Origin of the sequence: Pseudomonas sp. RIT-PI-o (assembly GCF_001297215.1) — a bacterium.
GTDB lineage: Bacteria > Pseudomonadota > Gammaproteobacteria > Pseudomonadales > Pseudomonadaceae > Aquipseudomonas > Aquipseudomonas moraviensis_A.
Genome location: NZ_LHPA01000004.1, coordinates 74,373 through 89,487 on the forward strand (window position 1 = coordinate 74,373; position 15,115 = coordinate 89,487).

At 59.6% G+C, this 15,115-nt stretch carries 14 protein-coding genes; 2 read left to right on the forward strand and 12 right to left on the reverse strand.

Annotated features, from left to right (window positions below; translation table 11 throughout):
* Window positions 1-205 precede the first annotated feature (205 nt).
* The 6 genes from AEQ63_RS00390 to galE form a co-directional block, all read right to left on the reverse strand.
* Window positions 206-2,284, reverse strand: a complete 2,079-nt coding sequence (locus tag AEQ63_RS00390; RefSeq protein WP_064361409.1) for a YjbH domain-containing protein — start codon at window positions 2,282-2,284, stop codon at window positions 206-208.
* On the reverse strand, window positions 2,281-3,042 hold the full coding sequence (locus AEQ63_RS00395) for a capsule biosynthesis GfcC family protein (RefSeq protein ID WP_064361410.1): 762 nt from the start codon (window positions 3,040-3,042) through the stop codon (window positions 2,281-2,283). Before AEQ63_RS00395 ends, AEQ63_RS00390 begins: the two co-directional genes overlap by 4 nt.
* The gene (locus AEQ63_RS00400; protein ID WP_064361411.1) at window positions 3,039-3,704 is read right to left on the reverse strand and encodes a YjbF family lipoprotein; all 666 of its coding nucleotides are present in this window, start codon (window positions 3,702-3,704) and stop codon (window positions 3,039-3,041) included. The genes AEQ63_RS00395 and AEQ63_RS00400 overlap by 4 nt, the downstream gene beginning before the upstream one ends.
* 12 nt (window positions 3,705-3,716) lie before the next feature.
* Complete coding sequence (locus tag AEQ63_RS00405; RefSeq protein WP_064361412.1) at window positions 3,717-4,778, reverse strand: polysaccharide biosynthesis/export family protein; 1,062 nt, start codon at window positions 4,776-4,778, stop codon at window positions 3,717-3,719.
* 145 nt (window positions 4,779-4,923) lie between these two features.
* Entirely contained in the window at window positions 4,924-5,160 is a 237-nt protein-coding gene (locus AEQ63_RS00410; protein ID WP_016775457.1) for a hypothetical protein, read from the reverse strand.
* Window positions 5,161-5,391: 231 nt separating this feature from the next.
* Window positions 5,392-6,408 (reverse strand): UDP-glucose 4-epimerase GalE, encoded by a 1,017-nt coding sequence (gene galE, locus AEQ63_RS00415; protein WP_064361413.1) that lies wholly within the window; start codon window positions 6,406-6,408, stop codon window positions 5,392-5,394.
* 386 nt (window positions 6,409-6,794) lie between these two features.
* On the opposite strand from galE, the gene galU reads away from it, so the two are divergent.
* Entirely contained in the window at window positions 6,795-7,628 is an 834-nt protein-coding gene (gene galU / locus AEQ63_RS00420) for a UTP--glucose-1-phosphate uridylyltransferase GalU (RefSeq protein ID WP_042609065.1), read from the forward strand.
* A 33-nt stretch (window positions 7,629-7,661) separates the two neighbouring features.
* Window positions 7,662-8,072 (forward strand): mannose-1-phosphate guanylyltransferase, encoded by a 411-nt coding sequence (locus AEQ63_RS00425; RefSeq protein ID WP_064361414.1) that lies wholly within the window; start codon window positions 7,662-7,664, stop codon window positions 8,070-8,072.
* Between the two features lie 100 nt (window positions 8,073-8,172).
* Here AEQ63_RS00425 and AEQ63_RS00430 read toward each other — a convergent pair whose 3' ends face one another.
* From AEQ63_RS00430 to AEQ63_RS00455, 6 genes are all read right to left on the reverse strand, one after another.
* Window positions 8,173-9,303: an SGNH/GDSL hydrolase family protein gene (locus tag AEQ63_RS00430; protein ID WP_064361415.1), complete on the reverse strand. Its 1,131-nt coding sequence runs from the start codon at window positions 9,301-9,303 to the stop codon at window positions 8,173-8,175.
* Between the two features lie 177 nt (window positions 9,304-9,480).
* Window positions 9,481-10,530 carry an acyltransferase family protein gene (locus AEQ63_RS00435; protein ID WP_064361416.1) on the reverse strand — a complete coding sequence of 350 codons (1,050 nt, stop codon included), beginning with the start codon at window positions 10,528-10,530 and terminating at the stop codon, window positions 9,481-9,483.
* A gap of 12 nt (window positions 10,531-10,542) precedes the next feature.
* Window positions 10,543-11,646: a hypothetical protein gene (locus tag AEQ63_RS00440; protein WP_024013616.1), complete on the reverse strand. Its 1,104-nt coding sequence runs from the start codon at window positions 11,644-11,646 to the stop codon at window positions 10,543-10,545.
* Window positions 11,637-12,869 (reverse strand): phosphoribosylaminoimidazole carboxylase, encoded by a 1,233-nt coding sequence (locus tag AEQ63_RS00445; protein WP_064361417.1) that lies wholly within the window; start codon window positions 12,867-12,869, stop codon window positions 11,637-11,639. Before AEQ63_RS00445 ends, AEQ63_RS00440 begins: the two co-directional genes overlap by 10 nt.
* Window positions 12,866-13,978, reverse strand: a complete 1,113-nt coding sequence (locus tag AEQ63_RS00450) for a polysaccharide pyruvyl transferase family protein (protein ID WP_064361418.1) — start codon at window positions 13,976-13,978, stop codon at window positions 12,866-12,868. Before AEQ63_RS00450 ends, AEQ63_RS00445 begins: the two co-directional genes overlap by 4 nt.
* Window positions 13,979-13,993: 15 nt before the next feature.
* Entirely contained in the window at window positions 13,994-15,076 is a 1,083-nt protein-coding gene (locus AEQ63_RS00455; RefSeq protein WP_064361419.1) for a glycosyltransferase, read from the reverse strand.
* Window positions 15,077-15,115: the final 39 nt, after the last annotated feature.

A 15,115-nucleotide genomic window follows, 5' to 3' on the forward strand; every position in this document is an offset into this window, starting at 1 on the left:
ATTTGGCACACCGGTATCGAACACAGGTGCGCCCCTGTGGGGGTTGGGTTATGGCCGGGCTCTGTAGTTGGATGACGATCAAATGCAGGAGTGAGCCCGCTCGCGATGGCGCTGTGTCAGTCAATGATGATGTCGGCTGACATGACGCTATCGCGAGCAGGCTCACTCCTACAAGGGTTTTGTGTGGGGCTTGGGAGGTCGGCGCTTACTCGGTAATCTTCTCGAAGTTGCGATAGAACATGTCCCCTTCCCGGCTATCCGTCATTGAGTGCAGTTGATAGCTGCGGCTCAGTCGGGCGCCGCCATCTCGGGTCAGCGGCGCCCAGACCAGGTTGGCGCGGCGCATGGTCGACATGCTCATCATTTCGTCGAACGGGATCGACAGGTACAGGCCCTTGTCGAAACTACCTTCGCCGTATTCGGCGCTGCTGGCCGTGGTAATGGTCGCCCAGGCACCGACGCGCACGCCGTTGAAGAACTCGCGGGAGATGTCCACGGTCGTGCCCCAGTCCCCGGCCAGATAACGACCGACACTGACCGCGGCCAGCGTGTCGAAAGGCAGATCGGTATAGCCAGTGATATGCCCGGTCACCACGGAGTAATCGCGCAACGCGAAGCCTTGATCGAAATCGCGCTGGCGCACCCAGTTCAAATCCGCTCCTACCGACCAGCGCTCGCCTGTCGGGCGGAACAGCACTTCGGCACCGACGCCGGCAAACATTGATTCCAGATAACCGCCATAAACCATGCCGTAGAGATCCTTGTCCAACTGCTCGGCATGGCTGAGCTGGAACAACGGCATGGTGGTGTTGGAGGTGGTCAGGTACTGGCGCAAATCCGTGCGCACGCGCGGCAATCCGCTCGGCGCGTCGTAGACGAATTTGTCGAAGTTGTTGACCAGATTGGCACTGAGCAAACCGCTCCACCAGGTGTTGCGGTTGAAGCGATATTCCGCGTCCGCGTCGGCACTGAATTGATAGAGCAAACCGTCCGGGCCGCCGACGTTCTGCTTGAAGCCCAGACCCACGCCATAGCTGAAATGCTGCGGCGCTTCGGTGTAGAGGGTTTTCTCGTTGCGCGGCATCGCCGGGTTGATTTCGGTGGTGCGGTGCAGCGACTGCAACGGCTCCTCGTTGTTGATCACCTCGCGAAAGGTCTGGCGCGGCAGGCTGGTTTCTTCCAGCGGCAAGTCGTAGCGCTTGTTGACCACGGTGAACCAGTCGATGTCGTCGTTGACGCTGTTGTCGAGAATCCGGCTCGCGCGGCCGACAGCCTTGGACGAGTGAAAATATCGCTGCTGCTCGCCATACACGATCAGCTCGGAATCGCGCTGGCTGATGCGCTCTACCTTGTACCCGGCATTCTGCTGCAGACGCCGCGACACATCGGCCCAGTTGACCTGCTCCATCGAGGTCGTCGGGGCCTTCGCCGGCAACGATTCGGGCGTCGGGTCGTAGGTCTTGGCCGGGGCCTTGCGGCTGACGAAATTGGTGTGAAAGGTCACGCCGAACATTGCCGTATTGCCCCGTTCCCACGCAGCGCTCAGATCGATTGAATCGGTGACCTTGAACACCGCGCCGAGGTTGATCGGCGAGTCCTGTTTGATTTCGTTGTCCTTCGGCTCGTTCTTGTAATCGTTGCCTTCGAACTCCAGTTTCAGGCTGAGACGATCCCAAGGCGTCTGGTAGCTCACGCCACCGAACAGCGACGGTTTGCCACGAAAGTACGAGCCGGAGTTGACGTCACCGGTGCCTTCAAGGGCCGGGCGGGTATCGAAGCGATTGCTGACGTAGCCCAACGGGTTGTCGAAGTCGCCGCGATTACCGATGTAGCCCCAGGCGATGCCCGCACTGAAATCGAAATTGTCGAAACGCTTGTTGGCGACGAAGAATTCGCTGGAGAACAAACCGGTACCACCGATATCTCGAAAGCCCAGCGCCACTTCCGGCGCCCAGTGGCTTTCCTGCCACAGGCGCACTTTGGCGTCGACCGCCTTGTCCTTGTAGCTTTGACTGCCGCTGAGGGCCTCCGAGCCGTACGGCCGGTTGGTGATCGCGGTGTAGCGAAACGAACCTTCGAGCCAGTCCAGCGGCTGCAACGACACGCTGTAGCGGCTGTAAGGGTCGGTGCGATTGGCGTTGACGCTCAGCTCGCCGGCCGGGGCCATGCGCGCCGTCGGCGTCTGCAACAGGCCGGTGCCACCGAAGTCATTCTGGGTGATGCGCGGCTCGGCGTGGGCCAGACCGCAGGGCAATAACAACACAGCTGCAAAACGTAACTTCAACGAACCACCTCGGCCAGCTGCGTGGCAATGAATTCGGCCAACTGCTGATTCAGTTCAGGAAGAGGCGGATCCAGATCATCATTTTTTATCGGCACCAGAATCCTGCTGCCGGCCACCGGAAACTGTCCGGACTCGCGATTCCAGTGCGCGATACCGACACGCCGCGACACGCCGTTGGGCTGGATCAGCCACAGGTAATCGGCCTCGGCGTCGTCGAGAATCGAGCAACCTTCCAGGTATTCGCGAGCCTCCTGCAACGGCTGATACGGCAGGTGGCACGGCTCGGCGACTGCGCCCAATACCTGCACTTCATCGACCCGTTTCGGGTAGATCAGCCGATCGCCGTCATCCAGCCGAATGTTGCGCGCGAAGCCGACTTCCACGGCCACCGGGTCGAGGTCAGCGATCTGCCGCCCGGTCACCGGCATCTGCCGGACTTCTTCGGCAATGCGCTGCGCCAGTGCTGCGCGGCCTGGCCGGTCGAACAACGTGGCCATGCGCTGCAGCACATCGAGGTCGAACAGCACGCCGACCTTGAGCCGTGTCTGTTCCTCGAGCAGCGACTGACGCAACAAGCCGCCCGCCAGCCAATAGCCTTCGGCATTGGGCACGGCTTCGCCGATCACATCGAGCAAGCGCCCGCCCGGCGGCAACTCTATCGGCCCGGGATTGGCGACGTCGCCGGACACCGTGACAGCGGCCTGACTCGCCCCGGCGATCAGCAGAAAGCCCACCGCGATAAGGCTGAACCGCTTCACGGCAGGTGCCTGCGATCAGGGGTCAGCTGCACCAGCTTGACGCGCAGTTGCGAGGTCAGCTGTTGCTCGCTCTGCAGAATGAAACCGTCACGTGGGTCGACCCAGTAACGGTTGGTCGCACTGAGGCCGATGGCTGGCGCGTCAATCTGCTCATCGACGCGCAGTACCGAGTAAGCCTTGTCGAGAATCTCCAGGGTCTCGGTGGAACGGCGCGAGAAGCGGCTGTTGACCACCACGCCGACTTCCTGGCCCTTGTACAGATCGATCCAGCGCCACGTGGTGTAACCATCCGCGACGTGGTGCAGGCCTTGCTTGAACGGCGAGTCATCGGCCAGCCGCGTGCCATCCAGATCGCCCTCCAGTCCCAGGCCAATGCTGCGCACCGCAAGGCCATCGCGCAGCAGCAATACCTGCTTGCCGGAGGCGACCCAGAACTGCAGGTCTTCACGCTCGCGCACCAGCGCCAGCACGCCGGAGCCGGAGGGCGTGGTCAGTTTCAGTTGCGGATAGTTGACCCCGGCAACTTCGGCCGCCGAAACGTCAACTTCATCGGGGCCGACGACGGCGGCCTTGAGGTTGTTCAGCGACGCGCTCATCAGCGGGTTACAGCCGCACAGCAACGACGCCGCCATCAGGCAGACGCCCACTTTCAATAGGTTCACAGTCGGGCGGCCTTATTTGCTGTTGTTGCTGTATTCGCTCCAGTTCTTCGCTGCCGAAGCCCCAGTGCCGACAATCGACGCCGACGGCACCAACTGGCTGATGAAACGGTTCCAGCGAGTGACGTTGGCCGGGCCGACGTAGACGACATCCTGCGGCCGCACCTGGAAGTGCGAAGCCAGCGCCATGGCGGTCGGGGATTCGGCTTCGAGCTGATAGATCTTCGCTGGCTCGACGTCGAGATTTTCTACCCCGCGAATGACGTAGACCGCGTTGCCGTTGGAGCTGGTCTGACTCAGGCCGCCGACCGAACCGAGCACGTCGGAAAGGTTCATCGTCGCAGTCTTGAAGCTCAGCGCGCGTGGCTGGTTGACCTCGCCCATGACGTAGATGCGCTTGTTGTCGTTGTACGGCAGGGACAGCTGATCGCCGCCCTTGAGGTAGACGTTCTGCAGTTCGGAATCCTGCTGATTGAGCGAGTCGAGATTGAGCGGATAGACCCGCCCGTTGCGCGTCAGCAACAGGCCCGACAAGTCGGCGTTGTTGGTGTCGATGCCGGCGGAACCGAGGGCCTCGACCACGCTCAGCGGGTTGGTCGAAATCGCCTGCGGGCCGGCCTTCGTTACGGCACCGGTGACCACGACTTTCTGGCTGGCGAAGCGCAACACCGCTACATCGACCTGGGGCTCGGCGATGAATGCCGACAAGCGTTGTTCGATGTCCGCGCGCAGTTGCTGGATGGTCCGGCCAGCGGCCTGGACTTCCTTGATGAACGGGTAATACAGCGTGCCGTCGGAGCGCACCAGGCGGCCGTTGGCATCGATCTGTTGTTGCGCGCCGGAGGGGGCGGTCAGCTCCGGGTGATCCCAGACGGTGATGTACAGAACATCATTGTTGCCGATGCGATATTCCGCCGGCGTTACCAGCAGCTCCGCCGGCAGCGACTCACGCTTTTGCGTGGCGCGGTTCATGGCGATCAGCTTCGGGGTGATCGGAATCAGCTCGACCCGACTGCTTTCGCTGGCGCCCTGGCGGGTGATATCGCTGGTGCTCAGGTACTGACCGGGGGAAAACATGCAACCTTGCAAAGCGAGACTTGCCAACATTAAAAGATAAACACTACGAGTCATAATGGCACTACGCTATTCAAGGGCGAATCCAAAAAACAAAGTCACCCGACTTGCGTCGGGCGACTCTGTACTGCACTAACAAATGTTCCTGTTAGTTATGCGTGCCGGTTGTACCGGTGGTACCTGTCGTACCGGTGGTACCGCCATTGGCACTGCCACCGCTGTTGGACGCCGCTACAGCACTGGCAACCATTGCAGTACTGGCGGCGGGCGCTTGCGAAGCCGCCACACTGCCACCTACATTGGTTACCGCTGTCAACGGCGCTTCAGCTGCGGCAGCCCAGTTGCTCAACATCGTCAACAGGGCAACTGCCATCACTTTTTTCATAACAACTCCTTTCTAACATTCGACCTGTTAAAAAACCGGTCTGTGTCAGAGCTGGTAGCGTTCGAGTCCGCAAAGAGCGCGAACACGATCCGTTGTTCTTTCACAGTCTTACCCAACTGATAAAAGTCGAACGGCAGGTTTATATCTACGGACTTGCAAAAGGCATTGCCAGTGTAATTTCCCGACGTTATCTAACAACCTGACTGAAACTAACATCGAACTAAAAGGCCATCATCGCGAATAACCGTTGGGGTGATTCGATTGCCAGCGCCAAGTGTCGGCGACCATGTCCTGCAAGTTGCGCGTGGCCTTCCAGCCGAGTTCTTTTGCGGCTTTCGAAGCGTCGGCGAAACTTTCGGCAATGTCACCAGCCCGACGCGGCATCATCCGGTACGGCACCGGCCGCCCGCAGGCCTGTTCGAAGGCATGCAGCACTTGCAGCACGCTGTAGCCATCGCCGGTGCCGAGGTTCCAGGTGTGGATGCCGGTGCGTTCACTGATCGACTGCAACGCCTTCAAGTGGCCGTCCGCCAGATCGACGACATGGATGTAATCGCGCACGCCGGTGCCATCGGCTGTCGGGTAATCGTTACCGAAGATCGACAACTCACGCAGGCTGCCGACCGCGACCTGGCTGATATAAGGCACCAGATTGTTCGGAATGCCGTTCGGGTCTTCGCCCATATGCCCGCTGGCATGGGCGCCGATCGGATTGAAGTAGCGCAGCAGTGCGATGCTCCAGCGTGGCTCGGCGAGGCTCAGGTCGCGCAGCACGTTCTCGACGATCAGCTTGGACTGGCCGTAGGGATTGGTCGGATTGCCCGTTGGAAAATCCTCGCGGATCGGCATCTCCTCAGGCTCGCCGTACACCGTCGCCGAGGAACTGAACACCAGTCTGAACACCCCCGCCGCCGCCATCGCCTGACACAGGGTGATGCTGCCGCCGACGTTGGTTTCGTAGTATTCGAGCGGCTTGCGCACGCTCTCGCCCACGGCTTTCAGCCCGGCGAAATGCAGCACGGCGTCGATCTGATGTTCGCGGAAAATACGATCCAGCAATGGGCGATCGCAAACATCGCCGCGAATCATCCACGGGCTTTTGCCGCAAATGGCTTCAACGGCGTGGAGTGCCGCATCGCTGCTGTTACAAAGATTATCCAGAACGACAACTTCATAACCTGCTTCAAGCAATGCAAGTGTGGTATGCGAGCCGATATAGCCGGCGCCACCCGTTACCAGAATCTTCATAGCGCGATCCGTCATTGAATAAATACCCGGTAGCGTGTCAAGCCTTGCCTGGTGGATATGCGGGGCAATTCACACAAACAAGGCGACAACAACCTCAAACAAATTTAGTTCAACCAATGGCAATAAATATTTTCGCCGGTCAAACTATCTGCGGGTACTTATTAGCACTCCCCGTGCACTTATCACTATCAACGGATACCGACTAAAAATAACTTAAAACACAGTAGTCGACATCTCATAACATTAACGCCTTTTAACGGCGCAACTAATTGCCACCCACAGCCTGACTCGGGTATTAAAGTAAGCCTTCAATAATCATTGAAACTTGCCGCCACTCTCTGGTGCGCAACCGTCGCCTGTGTTCCATGACTGTCCAGGATACTTTTATGATTCGTAAATGTTTGTTCCCCGCTGCCGGCTATGGCACACGTTTCTTGCCGGCAACCAAAGCCATGCCGAAAGAGATGCTGCCGATCGTCAACAAGCCGTTGATCGAATACGCCGTTGAAGAAGCACGGGACGCCGGTCTGCAACACATGGCCATCGTCACCGGCCGGGGCAAACGCGCGCTGGAAGACCACTTCGACATCAGCTACGAACTCGAGCACCAGATTCGCGGCACGGAGAAAGAGAAATTCCTGGCCGGCACCCGTGAGCTGATCGACACCTGCACCTTCTCTTACACCCGTCAGGTGGAAATGAAAGGTCTGGGTCACGCGATTCTCAGCGGCCGTCCGTTGATCGGCGACGAGCCGTTTGCCGTGGTACTGGCCGACGACCTGTGCCTGAACCTCGAAGGCGACGGCGTGCTGTCGCAGATGATCCAGCTGTACAAGAAATTCCGCTGCTCGATCGTCGCCATCCAGGAAGTCCCGGCCGATCAGACTCACAAGTACGGGGTGATCGCCGGCGAGCTGATTTCCGACGGCATCTACCGGGTCAACAACATGGTGGAAAAACCGGCGCCGCAGGATGCGCCGTCGAACCTGGCGATCATTGGTCGCTACATCCTTACGCCGGATATCTTCGACCTGATCGCCGACACCGAACCGGGCAAGGGCGGCGAAATCCAGATCACCGACGCCTTGATGAAACAGGCGCAGAACGGCTGCGTGCTGGCGTACAAATTCAAAGGCCTGCGCTTCGATTGCGGCGACGCCGAGGGTTATCTGCAGGCGACCAACTTCTGCTACGACAACGTGTACCTCAAGGGCCGCTGAGACGGCTTTCCACTTCCCCACAGGCAGGCAACCATGAACATTGCACAACATTCGACAGAGATTGAACGTGAGGTGGGCAACCTCGGGGTGATGAGCTGGTTGTCGCGCCATCAACCGCTGCCCAGCGCCAACGAAACCTGGCTGGGCACGATTCTGCTGGTGGAGCGGATCGGCGTGTTTCCTGCGTCCGGCGATATTCGCCGGCCGATGCACGATCCCTACCCGCTACTCGCGCACCTGAAGGCGCTGTACGGTGGACAAGCGCTGGAGATGGACGACCGCGATGGCCTGAAAGTGATTTTCAGCGACTGGCGCTTTCGTGTACGCATCTGCTGCAACGACCCGGCGATCATCATCAACGTCGAAACCCGTTGTGATGCACGGTTGATGCCGCAGAAGCTCGCGGAATTACTCGAACAAGTCGACAACTTCGCGTCGGCCTGAGAAACCCGTAGGAGCTGACGAGTGAAACGAGGCTGCGATCTTTTCGGACGCAATGAACACCAAGATCAAGAGATCGCAGCCTCGTTTCACTCGTCAGCTCCTACAACGGGGTTTTGTCGCAACGGTCGTTGGCGCCCATGAGCCAGCCATAAAAATAATCGGCAATCACCTTCCCGCCCGTGGCCGGCAATGGATGAATCCTGTCCGGGCCGATCATCGCGCTGGCGTAGCGTTTGACGTCGGGGCCGAATGCGCATTGCAGGTTGGCGAATCCGAGATGCTGTTCACGCGCCCAAGGCTCGAGCACCTGCGCATAGGCCGACATCGGGTAATCGCTGGAACGCGTGGTGTCCTGGCGCATGATCAGGTTGATACTCGCCGCCGGCTGAATCTCGCGCAGCATACCCACCAGACCCTGAACGTTCTGCAGATACTGCGCAGGCTTGACACCAAAGCCCTGATCGTTGCCGCCGAGCATGATCAGGTAAACGTCGGCCGGAATCTTCGACACCACGGCTTTCCATTGCGTCTGCCACTGCGGATCGGCGTGATAGAAGTCGGCCGATGCCGCACCTGACGCCGCCAGTTTCGACACCCGCACACCCTTCTGCTCGTTGCCCAGCCACAGGCCGAACAGCGTCGGCGCGCCTTTCACCACTTCCAGTTTGAATGACCAGTCTGCGGCTGATGGAGCGCCGGGTAGCGCGACCTCCTGAACGCCCGAGCCTGCGAGCTGCAACGGTTGCCAGTCTTGCGTGGGCGACCAGCGATAGCGCAGTTCGTCGGATCCGCCGTTACCCAGATACAACAGTTTCGCCTGAGTCACCGCGGTATCGATGCGCGGCGAAGGGTTGGCATCCACCTGCAACCAGGCGCCAGGTTTGCCGCTGATCGTGCGACTGTCCGGGCTGGCCTGGCCCAGATCGGAAACCGTCCAGTCGCCACCGAAGTATTTGTCGCTGCTGCGGGTGTATTTGAAATGCGTGCCGCCCAGCGCCGCGCCGTGATTGAACCCGACGTAACCGGGGCCGGCGAAACCCACCTCGGCGGCCACTCGCTGCACCAGTTTGTTCAGGTAAAAATCCTGCCCGGCGGTGTAGCTGTCGCCGATCACCGAAACGGACAACACCTTGCCGGCCTTGCCCTCGCGCCATTGCGTAAAACGCTGGCGGGCATCCTCTACAGTGATGGCCGAGGTGGCGACTGGTTGAGGGGCGTCTACTGGCATCATTCAATATTTCCTTTGTCCGGGATGGCCCTTTCGCGAGCAGGCTCGCTCCCACAAGGATGTGTGACTTGCACGGATCCACTGTAGGAGCTGACGAGTGCAACGAGGCTGCGATCTTTTGATCTTCGCAAGCCACGGCAAAAGATCAAAAGATCGCAGCCTCGTTTCACTCGTCAGCTCCTACAGGGATGATTGCGTGTGTACCACGGGGGTGACGGGCGCCAACGGTTTCTTACTCGCCGCGCGCTCGCCAAGGAACAACACCGAAGTGAAGTTGAAGCGACTGAACACCATCGCCAACAACACCGGCCCGAGCAAACCGCTGCTCAAACCACCGAGCACCAGCAAGCTTTCATCTTTCACGCCCATGCGTCCCAGCACAAACCGCGAGGTCGCCGCGAACAGCACATGAAACAGGAAAATCGCATAGGAATATCCGCCCAGCCAGGTCAGCGCTTTCGAGCGCATGTCACTGGACAGCAAGGCGATGCAAGACACACACCCCACCGTCAGACCGATCACACTGCGACGATCGACAATCAGCTCACGATCGATCGCCGCGACATACAGCAACGTCAGCGAAATCAGCACAAACAGCAGCGGCCCGAGCACCTTGAAACGCTGCTTTAAAACATCGACATTTTCCTGGCCAATCATCCCCGCGACGAAAAACGGTAGCAGGTATATCGCACCGTTGATGCCGAACGCATCCAGCGGCAACGGCGGCAGCAGGAACAACACCGCGGCAAACACAAACAACCCATACAACCGCGTCGCTGAACGCAGCAGGCCGCGCCATTCCAGCAAGCCGACGAAGATGAAAATGATGAACACCGCCTGCAGGAACCAGAAGTGGTTGATCGGCACCCAGAACGACAACAGCGCATCGATCACGCCGACGTCCTTGTTCACCCCCGGCCCCACCGCTTGCAGCACCGAGAACGGCACGCCGACGCACAGCAGCGGCACGATCAACCGACGCACCTTGCCGGTAAAGAACGCGGAAAAGTCATTGCCGCGAATCTTGTAGATCGCATAGATGTAGCCGGAGATAAAGGTGAACAACGGCATGCGCACGTACACCATCGAGTCGGCGATGACCCGGAACGGCGAGCCGATGTCGATCTTCAAGCCGCCGCCCAGCGGGCCGATGACGTGATAGAGCACCAGCAGCAGGCACGCCAGGCCGCGCAAAGTTTCGATCTCCAGGGATTTTTTCTTGCTCGACATAGAGCACCTGCCTTAAGTGAGAATGCGTGATTCAACCTGCGCCGGCTTGTTCGCGCGCAGCATCAAGCCCAGGCCGACGAACAACACCGGCACGACCATCGAGAAGTGGCGGGCGAAGGAGCCGAAGTCCGGCTCGAACAAGCCTTGCACCAACAGAAATGCCAGCGGAATCGCGATCAGCTCCTTGGGTTTGGTCTGGATCGGCGCGCCCTTGTAGTCGGTCGACGTGATGACTTTGAACAGCAGCAGCGCGGTCATGATCATCAGCGCGACGAAGATCACCTGCCCCGGCCCGGACAGCAGAATCAGCTCCACAGGGAACGACAGGCGGAAGAAAATGATCATCGAGTCCAGCGCCTGGGAGACGAAGTCGCTGCCGCTGAGCCACGAGACGATCAGCGACTTCGAACCCTCCTCGCCTGCCGTGCGCAGTTCGTTGTTGCTCGCGCGAATCGACGACACGGGAAAGCCCAGCGCCAGCTGAATGGCCATGGCCACCGCCAGATAAAACAGGAACAGCATCAGAAAGAAGGTGAAGCGCGACACGTACTTTTTCATCACACAGACGCCGACCCACGACAGCGAAAACAGAATCCAGTACGGCCGGATCAGCACGCCATAAATCACCGCCGAGAGAAAAAACCCGCCGCGATACTTGCGCGTCAATGCGCTGAGCAGAATGCTCAACACCGCCACCGAGACGATGATTTCCTTGGTCAGGTTCTCGAGGAAGAACGAACGCACGATGCCCCACAGACACAGGGTGCCGAAGATGGTCAGCGGCATGCGTCGAAACACCACCACCGGAATTGCAGTGAGGAAGAAATTGCAGAACATGCCGTAGGCCCAGGCATTGGTCAGGTTGATCCCGGTGGGCCGTAGCAGGAACGCCGAACACTCGTAGGACGAACGATCCGGCGAGAACGGGTTCCAGAAATTGCAGTTGTCCGCGCGCGCATAGGACGACCACAAGGTCATCGCATCCGGCCCCGGGTCGCGTGGCACCAGCAGCGGCATCGCCACTGACAGGAACAGCCCGGTGAACAGAATCAGGAAGGAAATCGACGAATCGAATTTGCGCCCGCGAAATTCGATGCGCGGCAGTTTCAGGCCCATGACAGCGCAGCCTTTTTCGCGCCGGTGACGCGGGTCAATAACGCGATCACGCCAAGCTGCACGACGATGGCAAAGACGTTGCCCCACGCCGCGCCATAAATTGAGTAATGCTTGATCAGCACATAACTGACCGGCACCGAAATCAGCAGACAGAGGGCCGCGCTGGCCAGCGACACCCGACTGTTCTTCGAGGCAATCAAACCGCCCCAGACGATGTCGCCGATTGCACGCAAGGCGAAGGAAAAAATCAGCACCGCGAGGAGAGCGTTATCCGGACGCGGCACGCTGCTGGCGACGTAATCGAGCACCAGGTTGAAAAACACATAGATCGCCACGGCCACAACCGCGGAGACCACCAGCGAGCGCATGACCCATTTATTCACGAACAGTTGCCTGACCGTGAACGCCTGCTGATCCGCCTGAAAACGCTTGGCCAGCACCGGGATGCCGACCACCGCCACCACCGCATACGACAACGCCTGCAACGTGTTGGCCGCCGACCACGCGTAGACATATTTTCCGAGGCTGGCGTAGGGTTCCAGATCGATGATCAGAAAGCGTTCGGCGTACTGACTCAGGGCGATCAGACCGGTGCCGAGATAGAACGGCAACCCGGCCTTCCACACCGTCGCGGTGTCCAGCACCGCTGCCTCGCGACCCTTGTGCACGTTCACCACGATCAGGTATCCGGCGATGATCACCAGCACGTTGGCGGCGACCCACAGCCACAAGACGCTGGCGATGCCCGCGACCCAGCCAAGCATCATGCCGCCGACCGCCAACATGGCCCAAAGGCCGGTCTTGATGAAGAACAGCAAGGCACCGACGGTGGCTTTCTGTGCGGAGAACACAAAGGAATTGATTTCGAACGACAGGTGCTCGGTGAGCAGCACCAGGGTCACGCAAAGGACCAACGTGGCGGTTGCTTCGACCGACTGAAACAGCGAATAGATCAGCACGGTCAGCACCGACAACAACAGCCCCACTGCCAGGTACAGCAGCAGGACTTTATCGACCACCCGCCGCGAACTGCCGCCGACGCTGATCAGCCGATTGATCTCGGAACTGAAGCCGACGCTGTAGAACTTCGAAGCGATCAGCGACGCCGCGACCACCACGCCGTAAAAACCCAGCGCCTCGTACCCGAGGTAATGGGTGATGGCCAACACCAGCAAGAACTTCGCGCCCAAGGCTCCGCCGCGAAGCAACAGCCGAAATATCATCGAACGACACCCTTGATGATCTCGTCCATGGCCACGGTTTTCGCCTCGATCTCGCGGCAGGTGTCGGTCAGACGCTTGCCGAAATCCGCCAGCGCATTCGGTGCGTAAACGGTGTTGATGATGGTATCGACGTCGATGTCGCCGCCATTGATCACCCAGTCCTCGACGCCCATGTCCTGATAGGCGCCAAAGCCTTTGCGCTCGTAGCTGATGTGGTACGCCGGCACGCCGGAGAGCAGCGATTCGATGGCGCCGTGCAGACGCACCGAGATCACCAGGTCCGGTTGATATTTGGCGATGGTTGCCTTCAGCGAGAGCAGGTCTTCGTTGATGCCCAGCTCGCGGTAGAACGCGCCGTCATCGTTGCCACGCACCGCGCTTTGCACGGCGCAGACCACTTTGCTTTTGTTCTTCAGACGCTGCAGCAGCAGTTTCAGGTTGGCCACGTAGGCGACCTTCTTTTCTTTGCTCCACTCCGGCGGCTTGCGCAGCACCACGCACACTGTCGTCGGCGAGGCGGCGCAGCGGGTGAATTTCGGTTGCTGAAGAATCTTGCCTGCCAGCGATTGCACCGCTAGGTCCGGCGCGCGATAGACGTTTTCGCAAGCGTCGAAAATCGCCGAGGAGCGGTTGTCGCGCACGAACACCGCATCGGCGCTGGCGTAATGCTCAACAATCTTGTTGCTCTCGCCATGGAACGGGCCAATGCTCTGCGGCAGGTACACCGACGGCACCTTGCTGAGGATCGCCGTTTCCAGTTGCTTGGCGTGGCCGAGCTTCAGCTTGATGTGCTCGAACGCGCTCTTCGAACGCATGTAACCACCGCCGACACCGACGATCAGATCGGTCTTCTTCAGCAGCTCGGCGAGCCCGGCGTAGGACTGATTGAGAAACACCGCTTGCTTGACCCGGCCCAGGCCTTTGGCCGCCATCACCGGCGCATCGAAACGCGGGTGCGGCAGGTAGCTGAACGACTCGGGATCGGACGCCACGACATTGATCGCGGTGTCGTCACCGAAGTTACGCTGCACCAGAGCAATGGCCAGATCGACAAGCAGACCGTCACCGGAGTTGGACGCACTGTAGCCATGCAAAATCGTTACGTTCATAAGCTTGAGTTCTACTTAATAAGTGGGAGCGTGATACAGGTCGTAGGTCTGGCGGATCATCAATGCGGCGCTGAAGCGTTCGCGGACAATGCTCCGGCCTTCGTTGCCGAGGTCGAGCAGGCGCGGTTTCTGGATGATCGTCAACACGTCGGCCAGCGCCTGGTGGTCGCCGGACGGAAAGACGTAGCCGGACACTTCATTGGTGACCAGTTCCGGCAGCGAGGTGCAGTTGCTGGCAATCACCGGCAGCCCCATGGCCATGCCTTCCAGCGGCACCATGGCGAAGCCTTCCCAGCGACTCGGCACGATCAGCGCATCGGCCTTCTGATACAGCGCCTGCACTTCGCTCGGGGTCACCCAGGGCAGGTACTCGACGGAATCCATCGGCGGGCACTCCACCGAATCCTCGTTGACCGCACTGCCGACCACGGTGAGTTTCAGGTCGTTGCGATTGACCTTGGCGTAGGCCTTGAGCAGCACGTCGAAGCCTTTCTGATAGTCCAGGCGTCCGACAAACAGCAGATGAATCGGCTCGGCGCCAGCACGCTTCGGCGCCTCGTCCTTGTGGTGAATGCCGTTGTAGATCAGCTTCATGCGCTTGCGCTCGATGCCGAAGCGCGCAGCTTTGTCGAGTTCGTACTGGCTGACGCAGATGATCACGTCGGTGACTTTCTGCAGCACCCGTTCGATCCACGCGTAGATCTTCTGCTTGGTCGGCGAGCTTTCCATCAGAAACGAAAACGCGTGCGGGCAGTAGACGATTTTCGGCTTGCGCCACGGCCGCAACAGCACGCAGACACAACGGCCAATCACCCCGGAAAAAGTGCTGTGCAGGTGCACGATGTCGGGTTTTTCCTTGAGCAGCACCTGGCTCAAGCGCCAGGCGAAACGCAGCAGCGAAGTCACGTTGCGGCCACTGCGCGGAAAGGTGCGCACCTGCCGGGGCGCGATGCCGTGCAGTTCTTTGGCCTGATCCTCGGGGACCAGATAGACCAGTTGATAATTCGCCGCGTCGTCTTCGGGCGATGCCGAGATCGTGCGGATCACCGTCGCCACGCCACCTTTGATCGTCTCTGCCACGTGCAGTATTTTTTTCACAGCTCACCCACTTCAAACAGGAAAGAACAATCGGCAACC